This window comes from Streptomyces sp. NPDC048671 (assembly GCF_055587045.1).
On sequence record NZ_JBVJHB010000023.1, the window covers coordinates 71,140 to 97,641 of the forward strand.

The following is a 26,502-nucleotide window of genomic DNA, read 5'->3' on the forward strand; positions in this document are numbered from 1 at the left end:
GGCCGGGCCCGGCCTTCCGGATCCGGCCGTCAGATCCGGAAGACCGAGCCCACGAACTCCGCGAGCAGCCGCTCCTTCAGCGGTCCTGGCAGGGCGTCCAGCAGGATCAGGACCGGGGCCATCCGGGCGGGCAGGCCGCCGTCGCCGGTGAGGCCGGCGAAGGCCAGGACCGCTTCGATCTCGTCCGGCCCGAGCTTCGACGGGTCGAGCCCGGCGGCCAGTTCGGCGAGGGCGGGGTCCACCACGACCGGGGGCAGGGCGCGGGCCGCGCGCAGTGCCGTGTGGAGGTCGGTGAGCAGGGCGTCCACCTGGCCGACCGTGGCCGGGGTCAGGGTGAGGTGGAGGTTGGGCGGCAGCCCGTCGAAGGAGAGCTGCGGCTGGAGGTACCAGCCGCGCTCGCGCATCTCGTCCGCCAGGTGCAGCAGCAGGCTCAGTCCGGGCTCGCCTTCCGGGCCGTCCACTACGGTGAAGGCGACGAGCCCCGCCGAGGGGTCACCGAGCACCCGTACGTCCGTCATCGCGCGCAGCCCCGCGAGCAGCCGGCCCGATGCCTCGGCCACCCGGCCGGCCAGTGCGGTGTAGCCGTCCTCGCCGACGTACCGGAGCACCGCCCACGCCTGGGCCAGCAGCCCCGCCGACTTGGTGCCCTGGACGGTCGGGTTGACGACCGGGTAGCCGGGCCAGCCCGCGTGGGCGAAGTACTGGTGGCGGCGGAGTCCGGCGTCCCGGTAGAGCACCACGGAGGCGCCCTTGTCCGCGTAGCCGTACTTGTGCAGGTCCACGGAGAGCGAGGTGACGCCGGGGACGGAGAGGTCGAACTGCGGTATCTCCTGGCCCGCGCGCCGCAGATGGGGCAGCAGCCAGCCGCCGATGCAGGCGTCCACATGGCACAGGACGCCCCGCTCCGCGGCGGCCGCGGCGATCTCGGGGACGGGGTCGATCACCCCGTGGGCGTAGGAGGGTGCCGAGGCGACCACGAGGGCGGTGCGCGGGGTGATCGCGGCGGCCACGGCGGTGGCGTCGGCCCGGTACGTCGACCGGTCCACGGGCACCACGACCGGTTCCAGGCCCAGGTAGGCGGCGGCCTTGTGGAAGGCCGCGTGAGCGGTGGACGGCAGGACCAACTGGGGTTCGGTCACACCGCGTTCGGCCTTCGCGTGGTCGCGGGCGGTCTTCACCGCCAGCAGGATCGACTCCGTACCGCCGCTGGTGAACGTGCCCTGCGCGCCGGACCCGCCCAGCAGCGCGGCCGCCGCGCCCACCACGTCGTTCTCCAGCCGGGCGACGCTCGGGAAGACCGTGGGGTCCAGGCCGTTGACGGTCGCGTACGCCGAGTACGCGGCGGCCGCCAGCTCGTCGAGGCCCTCCAGCCCCGCGTCGTAGACGTAGGCGAAGGTCCGGCCGCCCCTGGTGGGGGCGTCGGCGCCGCGCAGGGCGCCGAGTTCGGCGAGTACGTCGGCGGCGGGGACGGCGGGTGCGGGGACGGCGGGTGCGGGGACGGCGGCGGGGACGGCGGGTGCGGGGACGGCGGGTGCGGGGACGGCGGCGGGGACGGCGGGTGCGGGGACGGCGGGTGCGGGGACGGCGGGTGCGGGGACGGCGGGTGCGGGGACGGCGGGTGCGGGGACGGCGGGTGCGGGGACGGCGGCGGGGACGGCGGCGGGATCGGCCGACGTGAGGGTGAACTCCAGCAGCGGCAGCTCGCGGCCCGGGACCGAGCCGGACGGTGTCACCCCGATGCGGACCGCGCCCATGCCGAGGTAGAACCCCTCGGCGTTCGGATCGGCGTCGATCGTGAAGCGAGCGAAGCCGAGCCGCCCGGCCTCCTCGACGACGTGCCCGAAGAGCAGGCGGCCCACCCCGCGCCCCAGCGCGTCCGGCTCGGCGAACATCATGCCGAGCACACCGGACGGCGGCTCCCCCTCCAGCGTGGTGAAGCCGAGGACCCGGCCGTCCTCCTCGACGACCGCGGTCCGGCGGGGTCCGATGCCGGCGGGGGCCATGGTCAGTTCCTCGCGGCAGGCGGCGATGAACGCCTCGTCGTAGCCCCAGTACGCCTTGGAGCGCAGGGCGAGCGCGGTCAGTTCCGCGGCTTCGGACGGGCGTCCGGGACGGATCCTCATACGGTTCTCCGTTCGCTCGGCCGGTGCACTGTCAGACCTCTCCGGCATGCTTCACCTCCATGGACACCAAGGACTTCTGGAAGCTGATCGACGACGCCCGCGCCCTGGTCACGGACCCGGCGGACGCGGAGGCCGTGGCCGACCGGATCTCGGATCTGCTCGCCGGACGGCCGGCGCACGACATCGTCGCCGCTCAGCAACTGCTGTGGGGTCTGATGGCCGCCTCCTACCGGGCCCCGCTCTGGGCCGCGGCATACACGATAAACGGCGGCTGCTCCGACGACGGGTTCGACTACTTCCGGGGCTGGCTGATCGGCCAGGGCCGTGAGGTGTTCGAACGGGTGGTCGCGGACCCGGACACGCTGGCGGAGCTGCCGTCGGTCAAGGAGGTCGCGGCCGATTTCGAGGAGCTGGAGTGCGAGCGGATGCTCGGGGTCGCGTGGGCCGCGTACCGCCGGGTGACGGGCGAGGAGCTGCCTCCCGGCTCGTTCACGGTGGAATTCCCCGCCCTGGACCCCGCGTGGGACTTCGACTTCGACGACGAGGAGGAGATGGCGGGGCGGCTGCCGAAGCTGGACGCGCTGTACGGATGAGGACGCGCCGTACGGGTGGGACAGCCGGGTGCGGGCTCCGTGACGGACGGTGCCCGCACCCTCGGGGTCAGCTGAAGTCGGGCCCGGCCGTCCGGGTCCGCTTGATCTCGTAGAAGCCGGGGATCGACGCGACCAGCAGCGTGCCGTCCCACAGCTTCGCGGCCTCCTCGCCCTTCGGGGCGGGGGTGACGACCGGGCCGAAGAAGGCGATCTGCTCGCCGTCCGGGCCGGGCACGGCGATGACCGGGGTGCCGACGTCCTGGCCGACCTTGTCGATGCCCTCCTTGTGGGAGGCGCGCAGCTCGGTGTCGTACGCGTCGGAGTCCGCGTACTCCGCGAGCTCGGCCGGCAGGCCGACCTCTTCCAGGGCGCCCACGATCGCCTCGCGGGTGGGGCCCTCGCCCTGGTTGTGGAAGCGGGTGCCGAGCGCCGTGTAGAGGGGGCCGACGATGTCGTCGCCGTGCTTCTGCTGGGCGGCGATCACCACGCGGACCGGGCCCCAGGCCTTGTTCTCCAGGAGGTCGCGGTACTCCTCGGGCAGCTCATCCAGCCGGTCCTCGTTGAGTACGGCCAGGCTCATCACGTGCCAGCGGACCTCGACGTCGCGGACCTTCTCCACTTCCAGCATCCAGCGGGAGGTCATCCAGGCCCAGGGGCAGAGCGGGTCGAACCAGAAATCGGCGGGGATCTTGCGGGTGGCCGTGCTGTTCTCAGACATGTCTCTCCTCAGGCGGACCGATCTCCATCTGTGCGCGAGAACACCGCGGGATGCTCCGGCCATTCCCGCATGCCGGGCCGGGAAGCGGCATGGGAGGATCAAAGTATTCGAACGTGACACAAAGGAGTGTGCTCGTGCCCGGTGAAAACCTGTCCCGCGACGAGGCCCGCGAGCGGGCCGAGCTGCTGACCGTCGACGGTTACGACGTCGAGCTCGACGTCCGGTCCGCCATCGGTGAGCCCGGCGGGGACGGCGGCCCGGACTCCGGACCGCGGACATTCCGCTCGGTGACCACGATCCGGTTCCGCACGGCGCGTGCCGGTGCCTCGACCTTCGCCGACCTGATCGCGCCGGCCGTGAACGCGGTGACGCTGAACGGCACCGCGCTGGACCCGGCGGCCGTCTTCGACGGGAACCGGGTGGCGCTGGCGGACCTGCCGGAGGGCGACCAGGTCCTGGTGGTGGACGCGCAGTGCGCGTACAGCCGGACCGGCGAGGGGATGCACCGCTTCGTCGACCCGGAGGACGGCGAGGTCTACCTCTACACGCAGTACGAGCCGGCGGACTCGCGGCGCGTCTTCGCCAACTTCGAGCAGCCCGACCTCAAGGCCCCCTTCCGCTTCCGGGTCACGGCACCCGAGGCGTGGACGGTCTGGAGCAACGGGGCCGAGGAGTCGCGGGAGGGCGGGGTCTGGCGGTTCGCCGAGACGGAGCCGATCTCCACGTACATCACGGCGGTCGTGGCCGGCCCGTACCACTACGTGACCGACTCCTACACCCGTACCTTCGACGACGGCACGAAGCTGGAGATCCCGCTCGGCGCGCTGTGCCGCAAGGGGCTCGCCCGGCACTTCGACGCCGACGACGTCTTCCTGATCACCAAGCAGGGCCTGGACTTCTTCCACGACAACTTCGACTACCCGTACCCGTTCGGGAAGTACGACCAGGCGTTCGTGCCCGAGTACAACCTCGGCGCGATGGAGAACCCGGGCTGTGTCACGTTCCGCGAGGAGTACATCTTCCGCGGGAAGGTGACGCAGGCGGCGTACGAGGGCCGGGCCAACGTCATCCTGCACGAGATGGCGCACATGTGGTTCGGCGACCTCGTCACCATGCAGTGGTGGGACGACCTGTGGCTCAAGGAGTCGTTCGCGGACTTCATGGGTGTCTTCGCCATGGTGGAGTCGACCCGGTTCAAGGACGGCTGGATCACCTTCGCCAACAACCGCAAGGCCTGGGCCTACCGCGCCGACCAGCTGCCGTCCACCCACCCGATCACGGCCGACATCCGTGACCTGGAGGACGCCAAGCTCAACTTCGACGGCATCACCTACGCCAAGGGCGCCTCGGTGCTCAAGCAGCTGGTGGCCTATGTCGGACGGGACGCGTTCCTGGAGGGCGCGCGGCGCTACTTCAAGAAGCACGCGTACGGCAACACCCGGCTGGGCGACCTGCTGTCGGTGCTGGCCGAGACGTCCGGGCGGGACATGACCGGCTGGTCGCGCTCCTGGCTGCAGACCGCGGGCGTCAACTCGCTGACGCCGCTGGTGACGTACGACGCCGCGGACCGGATCACCGAACTGGCCGTCCTCCAGGAGGCGGCCCCGTCCCACCCGGAGCTGCGCCCGCACCGCGTGGTGGTCGGTCTGTACCGGCGCGACACCGATGGCGCCCTGGTGCGTTACGCACGGGCCGAGGTGGACGTGGCGGGGCCGCGCACGGTGATCGGGGAGCTGGCCGGGGCCGAGCGGCCCGAGCTGATCCTCGTCAACGACGACGACCTGACGTACTGCAAGGTCCGCTTCGACGAGGTGTCGCTGACCACGCTCCGCTCGCACCTCGGTGACATCACGGACCCGCTCGCGCGGGCGCTGTGCTGGTCCGCGCTGTGGAACCTGACCCGGGACAGCCTGATGCCGGCCCGCGACTTCGTCTCGCTGGTGCTGGACTTCTCCGGCCGCGAGACGGACATCGGCGTCCTGCAGATGCTGCACGCCTGGACCCGGACCGCGCTGGTGCACTACGCGGCGCCCGAGTGGCGCGAGGAGGGCGGCACGGCGCTGGCCGAGGGCGCGCTGCGCGAGCTGCGGCTCGCGGTGCCCGGCAGTGAGCACCAGCTGGCCTGGGCGCGGTTCTTCGCGGCGGTCGCCGCGTCGGACACGGACTTCCAGCTGCTGTCCGGGCTGCTCGACGCGACGGCCCGGATCGACGGGCTCGACGTCGACCAGGAGCTCCGGTGGACGTTCCTGTCCCCGCTGGCCTCGCACGGACTGGCCGACGAGTCGGCGATCGGCGCCGAGCTGGCCCGCGACGACACGGCGTCCGGCAAGCGCCACCAGGTGCGCTGCCTGGCCTCGCGGCCGTCGGCCGCGGTCAAGGCGCAGGCGTGGGCGGGTGTCGTGGAGTCGGACGCGCTGTCCAACGCGCTGGTGGAGGCCACCATCGCGGGCTTCGCGCAGTCGTCGCAGCGGGAACTGCTGGCGCCTTACTCGGCCCGGTACTTCGAGGTGATCGAACGGGTGTGGGCCGAGCGGTCGATCCAGATCGGGATGGCCGTGGTGAAGGGCCTGTTCCCGGCCCTCCAGGGTGATGCCTCGACGCTGGCGGCGGCGGACGCGTGGCTGGCGGCGCACGCGGACGCGGCGCCGGCGCTGCGGCGGCTGGTACTGGAGGCGCGGGACGACCTCGACCGGGGGTTGCGCGCGCAGGCGTGCGACGCGGCCACGGTCTGACGGTTTCCCGGCCCGTCCGGAGTGAGGCCCTCGCCGGGGTGCCCGACACCTCGGCGAGGGTTCCGTCCTCAAACGCCGGACGGGCCGGATGCCGGTGCGGACGGGCCGGATGCCGGTGCGGACGGGCCGGGTGTGGCGCGGACGGGCCTTTTCGGCTGTCGGACGTCCGTACTTCTGGACGGCGTTGTCCTGGAATGTCGACGGGCCTGTAACAGGGGTTACGGCCCCGGCAGCGCGCGGGATACCCCGGAGCATGACCCAGAACACCCCGCTCCCTCCCTGCCATCTCCGTATCACCTCCGATGTGCGGCAACGCGTGCTGTCCGCCGCCCAGTTGAAGGCCCGCGGCGTCTCCGCCGCGCAGGCCGCCGGGCAGTGCGGGACCGGTGGCCCGTGGCAGCAGCCGCTGCCCGGTGTCTATGTGCTGCACCCGGGGCCGCTCAGCGGCCGGGAGCGGCTGCGGTCCGCCCTGCTCCACGCGGGACGCACGGCGGTCGCCGGCCGGCGCGCCGTGCCGAGGCGGAGCGCCGGCGCCGATCCCGCGTACGGCGAGGCGGTGGTCACCGGGCTCGCCGCGCTCTCGCTGCACGGGTTCGCCGCGGCGCCGCCCGCCGTCTCCCTGGACCGGATCGACGTGCTGGTGCCGCGGGTCCGGCGGCTGCGGTCGGTCCGGTACGTCCGCCTGATGCGGACGTCCGAGCTGCCGGAGCCCGAGCTGCTGGACGGGCTGCCGGTGGCCCCGGTGGCCCGCGCGCTGGCGGATGCGGTCGCCGGGCTCGCCGACGCCTTCGCCGTCCGCCGGCTGCTCACCGAGGCGGTCCGCGAGGGTCACTGCGAACCGGCCGTCGTGGTGGGTGAGCTGAACCGGGCCAAGGTCCTCGGCCGCCCCCAGGTGGTGAACGCGGTGGACTCGCTGCTGGCCGAGAGCCGGGCGTCGGCGGAGGACCGGCTGTACGACCTGGTGCGGGAGTACGGGCTCCCGGAACCGCTGTGGAACGTGGACCTGCGTCTGCCCGGCGGCCCGGATCTGGGCGGGGTCGATGCCTACTGGCCCGAGGAGGCGGTCGCCCTCGAACTGGACACCGGGGCCCCGCGGTACGGCCGGACCGGCTACGACCGCCGGCAGGAGGAGCACGAGGCGCGGTGGTCCGGGTACGCCGCCCGGCGCGAGCACCTGGAACGGCTCGGGGTCACCGTCGTCCACCTCTCCCCCGGGAAGCTGCGCGACGCCCTGGAGCAGCAGGCGGTCGTGGTGCGGACGGCGCTGATGGCGGCGGCCGCGCGCGAGCCGGCCGCGCACGTGGTGATCCTGCCCCGGTAGTCCGCCTCGGTGAGGTTCCCGGTGCGGGATCGCCACGTAACCACCGCTTCGTCCCACGTGGCGCTTCGGCACCGGTGGCGGAATTCCGCCATGTTCACAACTCCCGCACCACAACTCTCCACAAACCCCTGTCATTTACGAAAGGGTGAGCGGTCATCCGGTACCGATTTCCGGACTTTCACTTTCACATACAGGGATGCTGATGACCTCCGAATCCCCCGGTTACATACCCGGAGCGAGACGCGCGGCACGAGTCGCGGCCGCCGCCGGTCTGGTGGCCGCACTGGCCGCCACCGGTGTCGCCCCCGTCTTCGCCGCCGACGACCCGGCTACCGCCCCCGTCAAGGCCGCCGCCGGTAACGACACGGCGGACAAGCTCGGCACGGCCGACGCCGATGTGCTCGCCAAGGCGCGGGCCAAGGGCGAGAAGAACATCACGATGATGGTCGCCACCGCACCCGGTGCGACCGCGCAGGTCACCAAGCAACTGGACGCCGTCAAGGGCTCCGTGCTGGGGCGTGCGTACGACAAGCTCGGCTACGTACGGGCGACCGTGCCGACGTCGAGCGCCGAGGCCACCATCAAGGCGGCATCGAAGCTGACGTCCGTCCACGGCATCGATCTCAAGCAGGAGATCATGCTGGACGACCCGACCCCCGCGGCCGACCGGGCGACCGGCAGCAAGGCCAAGGCGAAGTCGACGGGCAGCTACGCGGCGCCGAACAAGAAGACTCCGGCGAAGAACCCGTACAACCCGTCGTTCGAGACGGGTGCGGTCGACTTCGTCAAGCAGCACCCGAAGGCCGACGGCCGTGGCATCACCATCGGTGTTCTGGACGCGGGCGTCGACCTCGGTCACCCGGCCCTCCAGAAGACCACCACCGGCGAGCGCAAGATCACCGACTGGGTGACGGCCACGGACCCGGTCAGTGACGGCGACGGCACCTGGCTGCGGATGACGGACGCCGTGTCCGGCCCGACGTTCACCTACAAGGGCCGCACCTACTCCGCGCCCAAGGGCTCGTACCGGATCAGCCTGTTCGCCGAGGCCGCCACCAAGGGCGGCGACATGGCGGGCGACCTGAACCGCGACGGTGACACCACCGACGTGTGGGCCGTGCTGTACGACCCGGTCACCGGCACCACCCGGGTGGACCTGAACGACAACGCCGACTTCACCGACGACGCCGTCCTGAAGCCGTACAAGGAGAAGCACCAGGTCTCCTACTTCGGCGAGGACGACCCGCGCACCGATGTCGTCGAGCGCATCCCGTTCGTCGTCGAGACCCGTAAGAGCGTCGTGTACAACGCCGCCGGGGCCACCTCCGACTACGTCAACATCGGTGTCATCGAGTCCGAGCACGGCACGCACGTCGCGGGCATCACCGCCGCGAACGGCCTGTTCGGCGGCAAGATGAACGGTGCCGCGCCCGGCGCGAAGATCGTCTCCTCGCGCGCCTGCACCTGGTCCGGCGGCTGCACCAACATCGCGCTCACCGAGGGCATGATCGACCTCGTCGTGAACCGCGGTGTCGATGTCGTCAACATGTCGATCGGCGGCCTGCCTTCGCTGAACGACGGCAACAACGCCCGCGCGGAGCTGTACAAGCGGCTCGTCGACATCTACGGCGTCCAGCTGGTCATCTCGGCCGGCAACGACGGTCCGGGCGTCAACACCATCGGTGACCCCGGTCTGGCCGACCACGTCATCTCGGTCGGCGCGTCCATCTCCAAGGAGACCTGGGCCGCCAACTACGGCTCCGCCGTCACCAAGAAGTACGACATGCTGCCGTTCTCCTCGCGCGGTCCGCGTGAGGACGGCGGCTTCACGCCGACGCTGACGGCGCCCGGTGCGTCGATCAACTCGACGCAGACCTGGATGCCCGGTTCGCCGGTCGCCGAGGCGGGCTACTCGCTTCCGGCCGGTTACTCCATGCTCCAGGGCACGTCGATGGCCTCGCCGCAGGCCGCCGGCGCGACGGCCCTGCTGCTGTCCGCCGCGGAGCAGAAGCACATCGAGCTGCCCCCGGCCGATCTGCGCACCGCGCTGACCAGCACCGCCACCCAGATCAAGGGAGTGCCCGCGCACGCCCAGGGTGCCGGTCTGATCAACATCATCGACGCCTGGAAGCAGATCAAGAAGCAGGGCGCCCCGGCGCACGAGTACACGGTCAAGGCCCCCGTCGACACCGCGATCGACTTCGCGCTGAAGACCCCGGGCTTCGGCACCGGTCTGTACGACCGCGAGGGCGGCCTCAAGGCCGGCCAGAAGAAGTCGTACGACGTCACGGTCACCCGGACCACGGGCCCGGACAAGAAGGTCAAGCACAAGCTGTCGTGGAAGTACAACGACGGCACCTTCAAGCTGACGAGCGGCAAGACCGTCTCGCTGCCGCTCGGCAAGCCGGTGACGGTCAAGGTCCAGGCGAAGCCGGGCAGCGCGGGCGTGCACAGCGCGATCCTCCAGGTCGACGACGCGAAGACCTCCGGGGTGGACCAGCAGATCCTCGCCACGGTCGTCGTCGCCAAGGACCTGGTGAAGCCGGGTTACGCGTTCAAGGCGTCCGGCTCGGTGCAGCGCAACGGCACCACGTCGTACTTCGTGAACGTGCCGGAGGGCGCCAAGACCCTTGAGGTCGCGATGAGCGCCCTGCGCTCGGGCAGCCAGACCCGCTTCATCTCCATCCACCCGTACGGGGTCGCGGTGGATGACAGCGGGACGCCGTACTGCTACCCGAACTACGAGAACCCGGCCAACACCTGCCGCCCCGACGTGCGCTCGTACGCCGACCCGCAGGCCGGTGTCTGGGAGATCGAGGTCGAGGCCCGGCGTACGTCGCCGCTGCTGGACAACCCGTACAAGCTGGACGTCTCGCTGCTCGGTGTGTCCTTCGACCCGGCCGTGCAGACCATCGCCGAGGCGAAGATCGGCACCCCGGCCGCGGTGGACTGGACCGTCACCAACAACGCGGGCGCCCTGGAGGCCACGCTCAAGGGCGGCTCGCTGGGCTCGGCCGCCGTCGAGCGTCCGTCGATCTCCACGGGTGGCGAGTACACCCAGGAGGTCACCATCGGTGAGGGCGTCGAGAAGCTGGACATCGCCATCGGCTCCACCGCGGACGCCAACGCCGACCTCGACCTGTACGTCTACAAGGGCACTGCCGAGGTGGGCGCCTCCACCACGGCCGGCTCCGAGGAGTCGGTCAGTCTGGTGAAGCCCTCGGCCGGTACGTACACGGTCGTCATCGACGGCTACGACGTCCCCGCCGGGACCACCGAGTTCGACTACCGCGACGTGTACTACGCGCCGTCGCTCGGCACGATCTCCGTCGACGAGTCGAAGGCCGTGAACCTGGCCGCCGGCGCGTCGGCGCAGGTCGGTGCCGAGGTCGCGGTCGCCGGTGCGGCCCCCGAGGGCCGGCAGTTCTTCGGTGAGGTCCACCTGGTGAACGCGCGGGGCACCGCCGCGGGCACCGGCAGCGTCGTGATCGAGAAGGTCGCGCCGTAACCGCATGTGATCCGTACGACAGTGGGGCGGGTGCTCACCGAGCGCCCGCCCCACTGCGCTGCGCGCGCTGTCCGCTCCCCGGACAATGGATTGGACAAGGAAGCCGTGGACATACGCATCATGGAGCGGCAACCGTGCCGTTCGTACGCTTGAAGGAGTTCCCGTGAAGGTCGGAATCGTCGGCGCCACCGGTCAGGTCGGCACAGTCATGCGCAGGATCCTGGCCGAGCGGAAGTTCCCGGCCGACGAGCTGCGGCTGTTCGCCTCCGCGCGCTCCGCGGGTTCCACGATCGAGTGGCAGGGCCGGAACATCACCGTGGAGGACGCCTCCGGGGCCGACTACAGCGGCCTGGACATCGTGCTGTTCTCGGCCGGTGGCGCGACGTCGAAGGCGCTCGCCGAGAAGGTCGCCGCCCAGGGTGCCGTCGTGATCGACAACTCCTCCGCCTGGCGCAAGGACCCCCTGGTCCCGCTGGTCGTCTCCGAGGTCAACCCGCACGCGATCGCGGACCGCCCCAAGGGCATCATCGCCAACCCGAACTGCACCACGATGGCCGCCATGCCGGTGCTGCGCCCGCTGCACGACGAGGCCGGCCTGGAGGCGCTGACCGTCGCCACGTACCAGGCGGTGTCCGGCTCGGGTCTGGCCGGCGTCGCCGAGCTGCACGGCCAGGTGTCCAAGGTCGTCACCGAGGCGGACAGGCTCACCCACGACGGCGGCGCCGTCGACTTCCCGGAGCCGGACGTCTACAAGCGTCCGATCGCCTTCAACGTGCTGCCGCTGGCCGGCGCGATCGTCGACGACGGCTCCTTCGAGACGGACGAGGAGCAGAAGCTCCGCAACGAGTCCCGCAAGATCCTGGAGATCCCGGAGCTGAAGGTGTCCGGCACCTGTGTCCGGGTCCCGGTCTTCTCCGGCCACTCCCTCCAGATCAACGCCCGGTTCGCGCGTCCGATCGGCGTGGAGCGCGCGTACGAGCTGCTGAAGGCCGCCCCGGGCGTCGAGATCTCGGAGATCCCCACCCCGCTCCAGGCCGCCGGGCAGGACGCGTCCTTCGTCGGGCGGATCAGGGCCGACGAGACCGTGGAGCACGGTCTGGCGCTCTTCGTCTCCAACGACAACCTGCGCAAGGGGGCTGCGCTGAACGCGGTGCAGATCGCGGAGCTGGTCGCGGCGGAGCTCGCGGGCTGACGCGGCGGGGGCGGGGTGCGGGTGCGGCGCCGCTGCGGTGCGGGTGCGGTGCGGGTGCGGTGCCGCTGCGCGGGGCTGTCCCCTACCCGCCCCTTCCCGAAACCGGGGGCGAGCCCCCGGGCCCCCCTTTGTCCTCAATCGCCGGACGGGCTTAATTCTCCGCGCGGGAAATCAAGCCCCTCCGGCGATTGAGGAGCGGGGTCCGGGGCGGAGCCCCGGGGGTGCTCAGGGGCGCCGGACCGTCCGCAGCGCACCCGCCCGCGAGAACGGGCAGCCGGTCCGGCCGGGCGCCCCACCCGCACGGTCCGGCGGAAAACGGACATCGCCCTGGGTGCGGGTCACGTGGAAGGATGACCGGAAACATCACATACCAAGGAGATGACCGCGTGCCTGGCACGAATCTGACCCGCGAAGAGGCACAGGAGCGGGCGCGCCTGCTGACCGTGGACGCGTACGAGATCGATCTCGACCTCTCCGGAGCGCAGGAGGGCGGGACCTACAGGTCCGTCACCACCGTGCGCTTCGACTCCGCCGAAGCCGGTGCGGAGACCTTCATCGACCTGGTCGCCCCGGCCGTGCACGAGGTCGAGCTGAACGGCAAGGCCCTGGATGTCGCGGCCGTGTTCCGCGATTCGCGGATCACCCTGCCGCATCTGGCGGCGGGCTCCAACGAGCTGCGGGTCGTCGCCGACTGCTCGTACACCAACACGGGTGAGGGGCTGCACCGGTTCGTCGACCCGGTCGACCAGCAGGCTTACCTCTACACCCAGTTCGAGGTTCCGGACGCGCGCCGGGTCTTCGCGAGCTTCGAACAGCCCGACCTGAAGGCGACGTTCCGGTTCACCGTGAAGGCCCCGTCGGGCTGGACCGTGGTCTCCAACTCCCCGACGCCGGAGCCCAGGGACGACGTCTGGTCCTTCGAGCCGACGCCGCGGGTCTCCACGTACATCACCGCGCTGATCGCCGGCCCGTACCACTCGGTGCACAGCAGCTACGAGAAGGACGGCCAGTCCGTCCCGCTGGGCATCTACTGCCGCCCGTCGCTCGCGGAGTACCTCGACGCCGACGCGATCTTCGACGTGACCCGGATGGGCTTCGACTGGTTCCAGGAGAAGTTCGACTACGCGTACCCCTTCGCCAAGTACGACCAGCTGTTCGTCCCGGAGTTCAACGCGGGCGCGATGGAGAACGCGGGCGCGGTCACCATCCGCGACCAGTACGTGTTCCGCTCCAAGGTGACGGACGCGGCGTACGAGACGCGGGCCGAGACGATCCTGCACGAGCTGGCCCACATGTGGTTCGGCGACCTCGTCACCATGGAGTGGTGGAACGACCTGTGGCTGAACGAGTCGTTCGCCACCTACACCTCGATCGCCTGCCTGGCGTACGCCGAGGGCTCCCCGTGGCCGCACTCCTGGACCACGTTCGCCAACACCATGAAGACCTGGGCGTACCGGCAGGACCAGCTGCCCTCGACGCACCCGATCATGGCCGACATCCGTGACCTGGACGACGTCCTGGTCAACTTCGACGGCATCACGTACGCCAAGGGCGCCTCGGTCCTGAAGCAGCTGGTGGCGTACGTCGGCCAGGACGAGTTCTTCAAGGGCGTCCAGGCCTACTTCAAGGCGCACGCCTTCGGCAACACCCAGCTCTCCGACCTGCTGGGCGCGCTGGAGAAGACCTCCGGCCGCGATCTGCGGGCCTGGTCCACGGCGTGGCTGGAGACGGCCGGCATCAACATCCTGCGCCCGGAGATCGAGACGGACGGCGACGGCCGTGTCACCTCGTTCACCGTGCTCCAGGAGGCGCCCGCCCTGCCCGCCGGGGCGAAGGGCGAGCCGACGCTGCGCCCGCACCGGATCGCCATCGGGTGCTACGACCTCGACAAGGCCGGGAACCTGGTCCGGACGGACCGGATCGAGCTGGACGTGGACGGGGAGCGCACCACCGTGCCGTTCCCGGCCGGCGCCGCCCGTCCCGCCGTGGTCCTGCTCAACGACGACGACCTGTCGTACGCGAAGGTCCGGCTCGACGAGGAGTCGCTGCGGGTCGTCACGGAGCATCTGGGCGACTTCACCGAGTCCCTGCCGCGCGCCCTGTGCTGGGCCTCCGCCTGGGACATGACCCGGGACGGCGAGCTGGCGACCCGGGACTACCTGTCGCTCGTGCTGTCCGGTGTCGGCAAGGAGTCGGACATCGGCGTCGTCCAGTCGCTGCACCGCCAGGCGAAGATGGCGCTCGACCTGTACTCGGCGCCGGAGTGGCGCGAGGCGGGGCTGACCCAGTGGACCGAGGCGACGCTCGCGCACCTGCGCGCGGCGGAGCCGGGCAGCGACCACCAGCTGGCCTGGGCCCGTGCCTTCGCGGCCACGGCCCGCAACCCCCAGCAGCTCGATCTGCTCCAGTCGCTTCTTGACGGCACCGAGGCGATCGAGGGCCTGGCCGTCGACACCGAGCTGCGCTGGGCCTTCGTCCAGCGGCTGGCCGCGACGGGGCTGCTGGACGAGGACGAGATCGCCGCCGAGTACGAGCGCGACCGGACGGCGGCGGGCGAGCGCCATGCGGCGTCCGCGCGTGCGGCGCGCCCGTCCGAGGAGGCGAAGGCGCAGGCGTGGGCCTCGGTCGTCGAGTCGGACAAGCTGCCGAACTCCCTCCAGGAGGCGGCCATCAGCGGCTTCGTCCAGACCGACCAGCACGAGCTGCTGGCCCCGTACACGGAGAGGTTCTTCACCGCGGTGAAGGACGTCTGGGGCTCGCGCAGCCACGAGATGGCCCAGCAGGTCGCGGTGGGTCTGTACCCGTCGCTCCAGGTCTCGCAGGAGACCCTGGACGCCACGGACGCCTGGCTGGCCTCGGCCGAGCCGAGCGCGGCCCTGCGCCGGCTGGTGTCGGAGTCCCGTTCGGGTGTGGAGCGGGCGCTGAAGGCCCGTGCGGCGGACGCGGCGGCGGCGACCGCGTAGTTCCCGCACCAGGTGGAGACCGCCCGGCGGGCAGGCGCAGTTGCGCAGCTGTCCGCCGGGCGGGAGCAGGGGGTGCCGGGGCCTGGGTTACGCGCCCGACTCCTCGTAGCGGGTGGCCAGTTCGGCCGCACCGGCCTCCGTCAGCGAGCCGTGCAGGCGCATCCGCGCCACGCCGCCGTCGGGGAAGGCGTCCAGTCGGACGTGGGTGACCACGGCCGGGGCGCGGAGCGGGAAGCGGTGCGGGGTGTCGGGCTGGAGCCGGGTGCGGGGGATGATCTCGAACCACTCGCCCGTCTCGCCGTCGCGCCCCTGGAGGGCGATCCAGCCGGCCGCGTTCCCCTTGAGGTAGGCCGTGTCGATCTCGATCGCGCGGACCGCGCCCTGGGCGGGCAGCCGGAAGCGCACCCAGTCGTTGGTGTCGCGGACCCGGCGGCGGCGGTTCTCCCAGCCGTCGTCCATCTTGCGGGAGGTGCCGGGCAGGATGATCTGGGTCGGCGAGGAGTAGAAGCGGTCGGAGGCGTCCTCGTAGCTGCCGCCGTTCAGGACCGAGATCAGGTCGAACGTGCCGAGTGCCGCGAGCCAGGACGGGTCCGGGACGACCTCGCCGTGCACGCGGAGGCGGGCGATGCCGCCGTCGGGGTGCTGGCAGAGGCGGATGTGGGTGTAGCGGCGGCCGCCGGTGATCTCGAAGCCGTTGGCGGCGTGGCCGCGTACGGGGGTCGGCGGGACGATCTCGTCCCACTTGACGTCGTCGGCGAGGAGCTCTTCGGGGCCGGGCGAGCCCTGGACCGAGGTCGCCTGGACCGAGACGCGCTGCGGGTAGTTGCCGCGGAAGTGGGCGGTGTCGACGACGAGGCCGCGGATGATGCCGGGGGCACCGAGGCGGATCAGGGCCCAGTCGTGCTCGTCGGGGGCCGGGAAGGGACGGTCGGCGTCCGCGCCGCGGCGGCGGCGGGTCTCCCAACCGTCCATGATCTTGCCCTTGTGGCCGAAGTGCTCGGGGTCGAAGACCGCGCGTTCCCTGATCAGGAGGTTCTCGCGCTGGGCGAAGAACTCGTCGTTGGCGGCGATCACGCCCGCGCCGAGGCGCCGGTCGGCGAGGTCGACCAGCTCGGTGAAGGGGAGGTCGGTGGCGCGGTAGTCGGCGTACGGGTCACCGCCGCCGTACGGGGACGCGTCGTTGGCATGCGGGTCGTGGGCATGGGGGTCGTTGTCCAGGGCGGGGGTCTCGCTCGCGTCGAAGGTCATGTGCCCCACTGTCGTACAGACTCATGCATCAGGTCCATCGAAAGTTTTCGCACATTCCATTCAGCTCAGCTGAACGATTCCTCGCGTGCGGCGCTGACCTCCTTGAGCGCGGCCAGCACTCGGGCCACCGCCGGGCCCGCCTCGGCCCCCTGCCGCACCGCCGCCACCACATGGCGCCGGGGCAGGTCGGCGTCGAGGACGCGCAGCACCACACCCTTGCGGCGCTCCGCCGACGCCATCCGGGGGATCAGCGCGACGCCCATGCCGGCCTCCACCATGGCCAGGATCGCGGTCCATCCGGAGGCGCTGTGGGCCTGCTCGGGGACGAACCCGGCGGCCTCGCAGGCGGCGGTGGTGATCTGCGACCACGGTCCCGAGCCGCCGAAGATCCAGGGCTCGGCGGCGAGGTCGGCCAGCCGGAGTCCGGGGGCGTCGGCCAGCCGGTGCCCGACAGGGAGGGCGACGTCGAGAGGGTCGGCGAGCAGCGGCAGCAGGGCGAACCGGGTGTCGCGGGCCGTCGGGGCGTGCGCGGCGAGCGAGAGCGCGAGGTCGACGTCGCCGGCCGCGAGGAGTTCGTACGCCTCAGCGGCCTCCGCCTCCCGTACCCGCACCTCGGGCCCCGGCCGGCCGGCCGCGCGCAGCAGTTGGACCGCCGGTACGACGAGGGCGGGCACGGCGGTCGAGAACGCCCCGACCCGCACCTCCCCCGCCTCACCGCGCAGATAGCCGGTCAACTCGGCCTCGGCGCGTTCGAGCTGGGCGAAGACCACTTCCGCGTGGCGGAGCACGAGGTACGCGGCGTCGGTGAGCCTGACCCGCCTGCCCTGCGCCTCCAGCAGCGGCACACCGAGCTGCCGGCCCAGGTTCGACAGCTGCTGGGACACCGCGGAGGGGGTCATCAGCAGCGCCTCGGCCGTCGCCGTGACGGTCCCGCGCTCGCTCAGCACCCGCAGGATCCGGAGCTTCTTGATGTCCCACTCGGTCATGTCCGCACATTAGCCGCCGTCCGCCCCGGACCCGGCCCGTCTCCTGCGCCACTCCCGACGCGGACAGGGCGCCCCGATGCGCTCGCGCACATCGGGACGCCCTGGGACGGACTGGGGAGCCACGCGGACCGGTACGCCGCGCAGCCGGGTGTCAGGCCTGCTTCTTGGACTTGTCGAGGACCATGACGAGGCCGGCGATGACCCCGAACAGCACCAGCGGGGCCACGACGAACAGGCCGACCGTGTCGATCACGCTCAGGCCCGTCCCCGGGTCGTCGCCGTCGTCGCGGGTGAGCGCGAGCGCGGGGGACGTCATGAGCAGCATCATCAGCGTCGTTCCGGCGGCGACCGCGCCGGCGCGCATAGCGTTCTTCTTGTCCACGGTGCAAACGTAGCGAACGGCTACGGGGGCCGCGCGCCCGGGGGTGCCGTACGGGGCTGCGGAGACTTTTGGCGGGGGTCGAGGACCTCCATCAGCCTGTGCAGCCGGGGCGAGGCTGCGAGCTCCTCCAGGGTGACCGGGCGGCCCTCGGCATCGGCGATGGGCAGCCGCCAGTTGGGGTACTCGTCCCAGGTGCCCGGCAGGTTCTGCGGGCGGCGGTCACCGATCGTGTCGGGCAGCCAGACCCCGGCCAGCCGGGCGGGGGTGCGCAGCAGGAAGCGGTGGACGGCGCGGACGGCCGCCTCCTCGTCACCGCCGCCCTCGGGGAGCAGGCCGAGCCGGGAGAGCAGGCCGAGCCACTCCGCGGTGCCGGCGCCGTCCTCGGTCCGCTCCTGGTCCAGCGGGCGGGTCAGCAGGCCGAGGCGGTGGCGCAGCGTCACATGGTCACCGGTCAGCCGGGCCGCGGTGGAGGGCAGATCGTGGGTGGTGGCGGTCGCCAGGCAGCCCTCGCGCCACTCCTCGGGGGCCAGCGGGCGGCCGGTGCCCGACCAGTCCCGCTCGAACCAGAGCACGGAGGTGCCGAGGACGCCGCGGCGGGCGAGCGCCTCACGGACGCCGGGTTCGACGGTGCCGAGGTCCTCCCCCACGACGGCGGCGCCCGCGCGGTGGGCCTCCAGGACGAGGACGGCGAGCATCGCCTCGGCGTCCTGGCTGACATAGGTGCCCTCGGTGGGCGGGCGCCCCTCGGGCACCCACCAGAGCCGGAACAGGCCCATGACGTGGTCGATGCGCAGGGCACCGGCCCGGCCGAGGATCCCGCGCAGCAGACCGCGGAACGGGGCGTAGCCGGACGCGGCGAGGGCGTCGGGGCGCCAGGGCGGCAGCCCCCAGTCCTGGCCGCGTGCGTTGAAGGCGTCCGGGGGCGCGCCGACGGACATGCCGTGCGCGAAGGCGTCCTGCTGGGCCCAGGTGTCGGCGCCGCCGGGGTGCACGCCGACCGCGAGGTCGTGGACGATCCCTACGGCCATCCCGGCGTCCCGGGCGGCCCGCTGGGCGTCGGCGAGCTGAGTGTCGGTCAGCCAGGCGAGCCGGCAGTGGAAGTCGACCCGGTCGAGCAGTTCGCCGCGGGCGCGGGCGGTCTCCCTGGAGCGGGGGTCGCGCAGGCCCGCCGGCCAGGTGTGCCAGTCGGAGCCGTGCACCTCCGCGAGGGCGCACCACAGGGCGTGGTCCTCCAGGGCCTGTCCCTGTTCCGCGAGGAAGTCGCAGTAGGCGGCGCGGCGGCCGGGCGTGAGGGGTACGTCGACGAGGACGGCGAGGGCCTGCCGCTTGAGCTCCCAGACGGCGTCGCGGTCGATGAGCGCGCCCTTGTTCAGGACTCCGTCGCTGAGCTCCGCGGCCCGGCGGCGCAGATCGTCCAGCGCGGCCCGGTCGGGCGCGTGCCCGTACTCCGGGACGGACTCGACGCGCAGGTGCACGGGGTCGGGGAAGCGCCGCGAGGACGGGCGGTAGGGCGACGGGTCGGTGGGGCTGCCCAGGACCGCCGCGTGCAACGGGTTGACCTGGACGAAGCCGGCGCCGAGGCACCGCCCGGACCAGGAGGCGAGATCCGCGAGGTCACCGAGGTCGCCCATGCCCCAGGAGCGGGCGGAGAGCAGCGAGTAGAGCTGCACCAGGAAGCCGTGGCCGCGGGCCGGCGGCTGCGGGACGCGGGCCGGGGCGACGACGAGCGTGCAGGACTCGGCCGGCCGCTCCGGCGCCCGGACGGTCAGCCGGTGCACGCCGAGCGGTGGTTCCGCCCACCAGCCGGGCGCGGGCGCGGGACCGGGGCTCACCGCGCCGGGTACTGGGCCGGGCGCTGAGCTGGGCGCTGCGCCTGGCGCTGAGCTGGGCGCTGCGCCTGGCGCTGAGCCAGACCCTGAGCCGGGCGCTGAGCCGGAAACGGCCGGATCCGTATCCCCGTCGGGGGTCCTCATCGGGGCCGGCGGGGCCGAACCGGACTCCTCGGGCCGGACGGTCAGCTCCGTGCCGGGCGGCAGCGCGGCCAGGGCCACGGGCAGTGGCTCCCCGGTCCACACGACCACTGTGGGCGGGAGCAGCCGGGAGCCGGCCGCGGACTCGGCGGCGGCGAGCGCCTCCCGTACCGCCTCCGGCGTGGCGGCGTCGACACCGAGCGCGGCGAGCACCGCGACGACCGTGCCGTCGGGGACGGACACCGTGGCGTCGGCGGACGGGGAGTAGGAGGTGGCGACGCCGTGCAGTGCGGCGAGCCGGGACAAGCCCATTCAGACTCCTGGGGACTCCATGCCCCAAGCGCTGCCGGAGGAGGCCGGCTCGCTGGTCAGCGGGGCGAGAACGGCGAGCGGGGGCTCGCTGGTCAGAGGTGTGGCGTCAGCGAGCGGGGGCTCACTGGTGAGGGGTATGGCGTCGGCCAGCGGCGCTTCGCTGGTGAGCGGGCCGGTGGCGGTGGCGGGGCACGCGCTGATCAGCGGGGCGGGCCCCGGTACCTGTTTGGTCAGGGCGGAGAGCAGGAGCTGCGCGGCAGCGGGCATGGTGGCCTCCTGGCCGTGGAGAGCAGGACACAGCAGGCCTACCCAGCGGACGCGTCCGCAGACGTAGGCGTTATGACAACGAGTTCAACGTGCTCTGGGTCACAATCCTTTCTCCGGAGGCCGATTCCCCGTAAGACGTCCGCCGTTTTCGGCCATTCGGCGTCATCTTTCGCGTGACACGACGTCAGGCACACCCGTTCCACCTCGTCCGCCGCATCGGGCATTTGCACCACAACGACCACGCACATTGACACCCTCGCGCGCGGGTGGTGGGCTCGGAGCCCACTGGTGGGAGCGAGGGAGAACGGGCATGCAGCTCAGGCGCAGGAAGCAGGCGGCAGCGGTCGCCGTGGCCGTGCTCGGCGGACTGCTCTCCGCGGGAGCCCCGGCCGCCTTCGCCGCCCCCCAGGTGCCCGGCACGCCCGCCGCCAGCACCCCCGACCGCACGGACGACGGCGCGCTGCCCACCGTGTGGCCCCGGCCGCAGAGCATCAAGGCGTCCGGCACCCCGGTCCCCCTCTCCGGCGAGGTCACGCTCCTCGTCGGCGCGCAGGCCGACCCGTACGCCGTCACCGCGCTCCGCGAGGTCCTGCGCGACGCGGGCGTGCGGACCGTCCACGAAGCCCTGCCGGGCCGCGGACCCGTCATCCGGCTCGGCGGCGACGGGGCCCAGGACGCGCTGCGCACGCTGCGCGCGCCCGACCGTGCCGATCTGCCGGCCGGCGGCTACCGGATCGCGGCCGGCCCGGTCGCGGGCCGGGACACCGTCGCCGTGGACGGCCTCGGTGACGACGGGCTGTTCCACGCGGTGCAGACCCTGCGTCAGCTGATCCGGGGCGGCAGTGTCGCCGGGGTCACCGTCCGGGACTGGCCGTCCAGCGCCGTGCGCGGGATGACCGAGGGGTTCTACGGGCAGCCCTGGACGCAGGAGGAACGGCTCTCCCAGCTCGGCTTCATGGGGCGCACCAAGCAGAACCGGTATCTGTACGCGGCGGGCGACGACCCCTACCGGCAGGCCCGCTGGCGCGACCCGTACCCGGCCGAGCGGCGTGCCGACTTCCGCGCGCTGGCCGAGCGGGCCGCCGCCGAGCACGTGACGCTCGGCTGGGCCGTGGCACCCGGCCAGTCGATGTGCCTGTCCTCGGACCGCGACGTGAAGGCGCTGACGAAGAAGATCGACGCGATGTGGGCGCTGGGGGTGCGGGTCTTCCAGGTGCAGTTCCAGGACGTCAGCTACAGCGAATGGCACTGCTCGGCCGACGCCGACACCTTCGGTGACGGTCCGGAGGCGGCGGCCAGGGCGCAGGCCCGCGTCGTGAGCGGCGTGGCCGAGCACCTCGCGGACCGCCACCCGGACGCGCAGCCGCTGTCGATGATGCCGACCGAGTTCTACCAGGACGGGGCGACCGCCTACCGCACGGCGCTCGCCAGGGAGCTGGACGACCGGGTGCAGGTCGCCTGGACCGGCGTCGGGGTCGTGCCGAGGACCATCACCGGCGGCGAGCTGGCCGGTGCGCGCGACACGTTCCGCCATCCGCTGGTCACGATGGACAACTACCCGGTCAACGACTACGCGCAGGACCGGATCTTCCTCGGTCCTTACACCGGCCGCGATCCTGCGGTCGCCATCGGTTCGGCGGCGCTGCTGGCCAACGCGATGGAGCAGCCGTCCGCCTCCAGGATCCCGCTGTTCACCGCCGCCGACTTCGCCTGGAACCCGAAGGGGTACCAGCCGCAGGAGTCCTGGCAGGCGGCCATCGACGACCTCGCGGGCCAGGACACCGGCAGCCGGGACGCACTGCGCGCCCTGGCCGGCAACAGCGCGGCCTCCGTGCTGGGCGGTGACGAATCGGCGTATCTGCGACCGTTGCTCGACGCGTTCTGGAAGTCCCGGGCGGGGACGGACGCCGTGGCCCGCGACAAGGCGGCGGACCGGCTGCGCTCCGCGTTCACCGTGATGCGCGAGACCCCGCAGCGGCTGGCCGGACTGGCGGACGGGCGGCTCGACGACGAAGTGCGCCCGTGGACCGAGCAGTTGTCCCGGTACGGCAGGGCGGGTGAGCTGGCCGTCGATCTGCTCCAGGCCCAGGCGCGCGGCGACGGGCCGGCCGCCTGGCAGGCGTCGCTGGCCCTGGAGCCGGTGAGCAGGTCCGTGAAGGCGGGCGGCGCGACGGTCGGCAAGGGGGTGCTCGGCCCGTTCCTGGACCGGGCGCGCAAGGAGGCCGACGCCTGGACCGGGACGGACCGCGACAACGGCACGGTGACCGAGGCGCAGGGCAGCTATACGGTGCGGCTGGGCCGGGCGCGTCCGCTGGAGGCCGTCACCGCGACGGCCGTGCCGGGCGGCGGCGCCACGCCGGCGCAGGCGACGGTCCAGGCCCATGTGCCCGGTGAGGGCTGGCACAGCCTCGGCGCCCTGTCGGCGAGCGGCTGGACCCAGACGGAAGGGCGGGGCCTGCGGGCCGACGCGGTCCGGATCAGCTGGCCGACCGTCACCCCGTCGGTCACCGGTGCGCCGCCCCTGATCATCCCGCCGCTCGCGGGCGCGGCCCCGTCCACCGGAACGGCGCCCCGGGTGCGCTCGCTGGTGCCGTGGTTCGTCGACGAGCCCGCCGCCCGGCTCGATCTCGCGCACGGGGAGACGGACGCCGAGATCGGCGGCAAGCCGCAGCGCGTCGAGGCACGGCTCTCCGCGGGCCGCCCGGCCGAGGTGCGGGGCGCGCTCACCGCGAAGGCCCCCAAGGGCATCAAGGTGCGGGTGCCCAAGCAGACGACCGTCCAGCGCGGCTCCCGTACCGACGTGCCCGTGGAGATCACCGTCCCCGCGGACACCCCGGCGGGCGAGTACGAGGTGCCGTTCGCCTTCGGCGCCGAGGAGACCACCCTCACCGTCCGGGCCTTCCCGCGCACCGCGGGCCCCGATCTGCTGCGCACGGCCACCGCGTCCTCGTCGGGCGACGAGACGGCGGACTTCCCCGCGGCCGCCGCGTCGGACGGCGACCCGGAGACCCGCTGGTCCTCACCGGCCGAGGACGGCGCCTGGTGGCAGGCCGAGCTGCCCGCCCCGGTCCGGCTCGGGCAGGTGGTCCTGGACTGGCAGGACGCGTACGCCTCCCGCTACCGCGTCCAGGTCTCCGCGGACGGCCGCACCTGGCGCACGGCGGCCACCGTCCAGGAGGGCAGGGGCGGCCACGAGTCGGTCCGGATGGACGCGAAGGACACCCGGTTCATCAGGGTCCAGGGCGACGGGCGGGCCACCGAGTACGGCTACTCGCTCTGGTCGGTCCAGGCGTACGCCGTGGCGGAGTAGCGGCGCCGGCCCGGCGCCGCTCCCGAAGCCCCCCGAAAGGGGGCAGTTCACCCTTTCCGCACCCTCCCCCACGACTTCCCGCCCCTCGCTATTCACTCAGTACATATACCGAGTATATAGTCGCCGCCATGAGCATCCGTCACGTCCTCCTCGGGCTGCTTGCCGGGGGTTCCAACCATGGTTACGAACTGAAACGGCGGTACGACGAACTCTTCCCGCAGGCCCGCCCCCTGGCGTACGGCCAGGTCTACACGACCCTGCAACGCCTGGTGCGGGACGGCCTGGCCGCGGTCGAGGGCACCGATTCCGACGGCGGTCCCGAGCGCACCCTCTACCGCTCCACGGACGAAGGCGCACGCGAGCTCGCCCGATGGGCCGGCGAGACCGCGCCACCCGCGCCCTTCGTGACGAACGAGATCTTCGCCAAGGTCGTCACCTCGATCCTCGTCGCGGCGGCCGCCGGCGGTGACCGCACCACGGACGCGGCCGCCTACCTCCAGGCCCAGCGCGCCGCGCACATGGCGCGGATGCACGAACTGACCCAGCTCAAGACCACGCCCGGGGCCGGCCTCAGCACGGTCCTCTCGGCCGACTACGCCCTGAACCATCTGGACGCCGACGTGCGGTGGATGGCCACCACGGCGACCCGCCTCGCCACCCTGACCACGGAGGTCCAGCCGACATGAGCACCCAAGCCGACCGGCCCACGACGTCGGCGCCACTCATCACCGCTACCGGCCTGACGAAACGGTACGGGCGGACGGAGGCGCTGCGCGGCGCCTCGGTCGAACTCCGCGCCGGTGAGATCCTCGCCGTCACCGGTGCCAGCGGCAGCGGGAAGTCCACACTGCTGCACTGCCTCGCGGGCATCGTCCGCCCCGACGAGGGCTCGGTCACCTACGGAGACGAGCAGCTCGGCCTGCTGCCCGAGGCGCGCCTCAGCGAGCTGCGGCGTACCGACTTCGGCGTGGTGTTCCAGTTCGGGCAGCTGATCCCCGAACTCACCGCGCTCGACAACGTGGCCCTGCCCCTCCTGCTCGCGGGAACCGGCCGCGCAGAGGCACAGCGCCGCGCGGACTCCTGGCTGGAGCGCTTCGGCGTACGGGGGCAGGCCGACCTGCGGCCCGGCGAGCTGAGTGGCGGACAGAGCCAACGGATCGCACTGGCACGGGCCCTGATCACCGGTCCGAAGGCCGTCTTCGCGGACGAGCCGACCGGCGCCCTCGACTCCCTCGCCGGCGAACAGGTGATGACCGCTCTGGTGCACGCCTCCCGCGAGTCCGGCACCGCGGTGCTGCTCATCACGCACGACGCCCAGATCGCGGCGTACGCGGACCGGGAGGTGTGGCTGCGCGACGGGGCCCTCCACTCCGGCGCGACGCGGTTCACCGTCCAGGAGGCGGCCTGCCATGAGGACTGACGCACACATCGCCTGGACCCTGATCCGCGGTTCGGACCGCCGTGAGTGGTGGCGGATCGCGCTCACCGCGACCGGCGCACTGCTCGCCACCGGCCTGGCCCTCGCGGCGGTCACGGTCTCCGCGGTCTCGGGGCAGGCGTCCATCGGGTTCGGACACGGCCTGCTGAACCAGCCCGGCCAGCGCACCGGTGTGGTGGCCACGCTCCTGCTCCTGCTCGTCCCCGTGTTCGGCTTCCTGGGCCAGTGCGCCCGGATCGGCGCCGTCCACCGGGACCGGCGGACGGCGGCGCTGCGGCTCGCCGGGGCGTCACCCCGGCAGGTGCGGCGCATCGCCGCTCTGGAGTCCGGGGCGGCGTGCCTGGTGGGTGCGGTCGCCGGCCTCGCCGTGTTCGCCGCGGTCCTCGCCGGCTCCGGCCGCACACCGCCGGCCCAGGCCTGGGCCGGCTTCGCGCTGGTCGTGCTCGGCGTACCGGTGGTCGCCGCGCTGGTGAGCGGGTTCGCGCTGCGCCGGGTGATCGCCGCACCGCTCGGCCGGTTGCGCCGGGTACGGTCGGAGCCCGAACGGCGGACGGTGTTCGCGCTCCTGCTTCCGGGGATCGTGGTCGCCGCGGCGGCCCTCCTTCTCTCGGACAACGGTTCCGGCGCCGGCCCGTTCGCGGCGCTGGTGATCGCCCTGGTGCTCCTCTTCTCGGCGGGCGCGCTCTGGGTGGCCGGGGCCTCGGCCGCCTTCATGGGCCGCCGCCTGACGGCCGGCGCGAGGAGCCCCGCGGTGCTGATCGCCGCCGGCCGCCTGCGGGAGGACCCGTGGGCCGCCGCGCGTACCCACGCCGCGTTGCTGCTGGTGACCGTCGTCGGAACGGGCTTCGTGGGAGTACGGGAGGTCATGCTCGCCGCTCTGCGCGTGCGGGGCGGCCACACACCGGTGGACCCGGACTTCTACACCACCGGACTCGACCTCACCGGGGCAGCCGTCCTGGTGGCCCTCTCCGTCGGCCTCTGCGGTCTGGCCGTGGGCGCCGCGGAGTCCCTCGCCACCCGCCGCCGGGGGCTCGCCGCCCAGGCCGCTGCCGGAGTGCCGCGCGCGGTGCTGACCAGGGCGCTGCTCCTGGAGACCGCGCTCCCGCTGGCCCCGGCGACGCTGCTGGCGGGTATCGGCGGCATGACGGTGCACCTCGCGTACGCCGTCCTCGTCGCCCCGGGCAGCTTCCCGTCGATGCTCCCGCTCCTGGTGCCCGTGGGGGTGTACGCCGCCTGCCTGCTGGCCGCCGCGACGTCACTGCCACTCCTGCGGCGCATGGCGCACCCCGCGGAGCTGCGCTTCACCTAAGGGCTGTCCCGCAATTCCTGGCGGGCGCGCGGCGTCAGCTACGGCACCTCGCTGCGTTGTCGGGACGCCCGAATACATCCAGTATTCGGGCGTCCCTCCGCCTTGCGATGCACCGCATCTGACGCCGCGC

Annotated in this window: 16 protein-coding genes and 2 pseudogenes; 10 read left to right on the top strand and 8 right to left on the bottom strand. The window is 72.7% G+C overall.

What is annotated here, in order from left to right:
* Positions 1-29: 29 nt before the first annotated feature.
* Positions 30-1,466: pseudogene (locus tag ACZ6S6_RS34445) on the bottom strand (pyridoxal phosphate-dependent decarboxylase family protein); the annotation flags it as partial.
* 210 nt (positions 1,467-1,676) lie between these two features.
* Positions 1,677-2,123, bottom strand: a pseudogene (locus ACZ6S6_RS34450) (GNAT family N-acetyltransferase); the annotation flags it as partial.
* A gap of 59 nt (positions 2,124-2,182) precedes the next feature.
* Here ACZ6S6_RS34450 and ACZ6S6_RS34455 point away from each other — a divergent pair.
* A complete protein-coding gene (locus ACZ6S6_RS34455) occupies positions 2,183-2,716 on the top strand; it encodes a DUF4240 domain-containing protein (protein WP_362964018.1) in 534 nt (177 codons plus the stop codon).
* A 67-nt stretch (positions 2,717-2,783) separates the two neighbouring features.
* Here ACZ6S6_RS34455 and ACZ6S6_RS34460 read toward each other — a convergent pair whose 3' ends face one another.
* On the bottom strand, positions 2,784-3,434 hold the full coding sequence (locus ACZ6S6_RS34460; protein ID WP_362964020.1) for a mycothiol-dependent nitroreductase Rv2466c family protein: 651 nt from the start codon (positions 3,432-3,434) through the stop codon (positions 2,784-2,786).
* Positions 3,435-3,568: 134 nt separating this feature from the next.
* Between ACZ6S6_RS34460 and pepN (ACZ6S6_RS34465) the strand changes: the two genes are divergently transcribed.
* From pepN (ACZ6S6_RS34465) to pepN (ACZ6S6_RS34485), 5 genes are all read left to right on the top strand, one after another.
* Positions 3,569-6,166, top strand: a complete 2,598-nt coding sequence (gene pepN, locus ACZ6S6_RS34465; RefSeq protein WP_469708910.1) for an aminopeptidase N — start codon at positions 3,569-3,571, stop codon at positions 6,164-6,166.
* 253 nt (positions 6,167-6,419) lie between these two features.
* Positions 6,420-7,487 (top strand): hypothetical protein, encoded by a 1,068-nt coding sequence (locus ACZ6S6_RS34470; RefSeq protein WP_469708912.1) that lies wholly within the window; start codon positions 6,420-6,422, stop codon positions 7,485-7,487.
* Positions 7,488-7,683: 196 nt separating this feature from the next.
* Positions 7,684-10,995, top strand: a complete 3,312-nt coding sequence (locus ACZ6S6_RS34475) for a S8 family serine peptidase (protein WP_469708913.1) — start codon at positions 7,684-7,686, stop codon at positions 10,993-10,995.
* A gap of 163 nt (positions 10,996-11,158) precedes the next feature.
* Positions 11,159-12,187 (top strand): aspartate-semialdehyde dehydrogenase, encoded by a 1,029-nt coding sequence (locus tag ACZ6S6_RS34480; RefSeq protein ID WP_362962422.1) that lies wholly within the window; start codon positions 11,159-11,161, stop codon positions 12,185-12,187.
* Between the two features lie 386 nt (positions 12,188-12,573).
* Positions 12,574-15,150 (top strand): aminopeptidase N, encoded by a 2,577-nt coding sequence (gene pepN / locus ACZ6S6_RS34485; protein ID WP_362962424.1) that lies wholly within the window; start codon positions 12,574-12,576, stop codon positions 15,148-15,150.
* An 87-nt stretch (positions 15,151-15,237) separates the two neighbouring features.
* Here pepN (ACZ6S6_RS34485) and alc read toward each other — a convergent pair whose 3' ends face one another.
* The 5 genes from alc to ACZ6S6_RS34510 form a co-directional block, all read right to left on the bottom strand.
* Positions 15,238-16,398, bottom strand: coding sequence for an allantoicase (gene alc, locus ACZ6S6_RS34490; protein ID WP_469708916.1), 1,161 nt, complete (start codon positions 16,396-16,398; stop codon positions 15,238-15,240).
* 65 nt (positions 16,399-16,463) lie between these two features.
* Positions 16,464-17,384, bottom strand: a complete 921-nt coding sequence (locus ACZ6S6_RS34495; RefSeq protein ID WP_469708918.1) for a LysR substrate-binding domain-containing protein — start codon at positions 17,382-17,384, stop codon at positions 16,464-16,466.
* Positions 17,385-17,535: 151 nt separating this feature from the next.
* Complete coding sequence (locus ACZ6S6_RS34500) at positions 17,536-17,766, bottom strand: hypothetical protein (protein ID WP_362962430.1); 231 nt, start codon at positions 17,764-17,766, stop codon at positions 17,536-17,538.
* Between the two features lie 20 nt (positions 17,767-17,786).
* Complete coding sequence (gene malQ / locus ACZ6S6_RS34505; RefSeq protein ID WP_469708920.1) at positions 17,787-20,048, bottom strand: 4-alpha-glucanotransferase; 2,262 nt, start codon at positions 20,046-20,048, stop codon at positions 17,787-17,789.
* Positions 20,049-20,315 (bottom strand): hypothetical protein, encoded by a 267-nt coding sequence (locus ACZ6S6_RS34510; RefSeq protein ID WP_362962434.1) that lies wholly within the window; start codon positions 20,313-20,315, stop codon positions 20,049-20,051. It abuts the gene before it with no gap.
* 310 nt (positions 20,316-20,625) lie between these two features.
* Here ACZ6S6_RS34510 and ACZ6S6_RS34515 point away from each other — a divergent pair, with 310 nt between their 5' ends.
* The 4 genes from ACZ6S6_RS34515 to ACZ6S6_RS34530 all read left to right on the top strand — a co-directional run bounded on the left by ACZ6S6_RS34515 (position 20,626) and on the right by ACZ6S6_RS34530 (position 26,372).
* Complete coding sequence (locus tag ACZ6S6_RS34515; RefSeq protein WP_469708922.1) at positions 20,626-23,625, top strand: beta-N-acetylglucosaminidase domain-containing protein; 3,000 nt, start codon at positions 20,626-20,628, stop codon at positions 23,623-23,625.
* A 128-nt stretch (positions 23,626-23,753) separates the two neighbouring features.
* Positions 23,754-24,311: a PadR family transcriptional regulator gene (locus tag ACZ6S6_RS34520; RefSeq protein ID WP_362962438.1), complete on the top strand. Its 558-nt coding sequence runs from the start codon at positions 23,754-23,756 to the stop codon at positions 24,309-24,311.
* Positions 24,308-25,045: an ABC transporter ATP-binding protein gene (locus ACZ6S6_RS34525; RefSeq protein ID WP_362962440.1), complete on the top strand. Its 738-nt coding sequence runs from the start codon at positions 24,308-24,310 to the stop codon at positions 25,043-25,045. The genes ACZ6S6_RS34520 and ACZ6S6_RS34525 overlap by 4 nt, the downstream gene beginning before the upstream one ends.
* Positions 25,035-26,372 carry an FtsX-like permease family protein gene (locus tag ACZ6S6_RS34530; protein WP_469708925.1) on the top strand — a complete coding sequence of 446 codons (1,338 nt, stop codon included), beginning with the start codon at positions 25,035-25,037 and terminating at the stop codon, positions 26,370-26,372. Before ACZ6S6_RS34525 ends, ACZ6S6_RS34530 begins: the two co-directional genes overlap by 11 nt.
* Positions 26,373-26,502 lie beyond the last annotated feature (130 nt).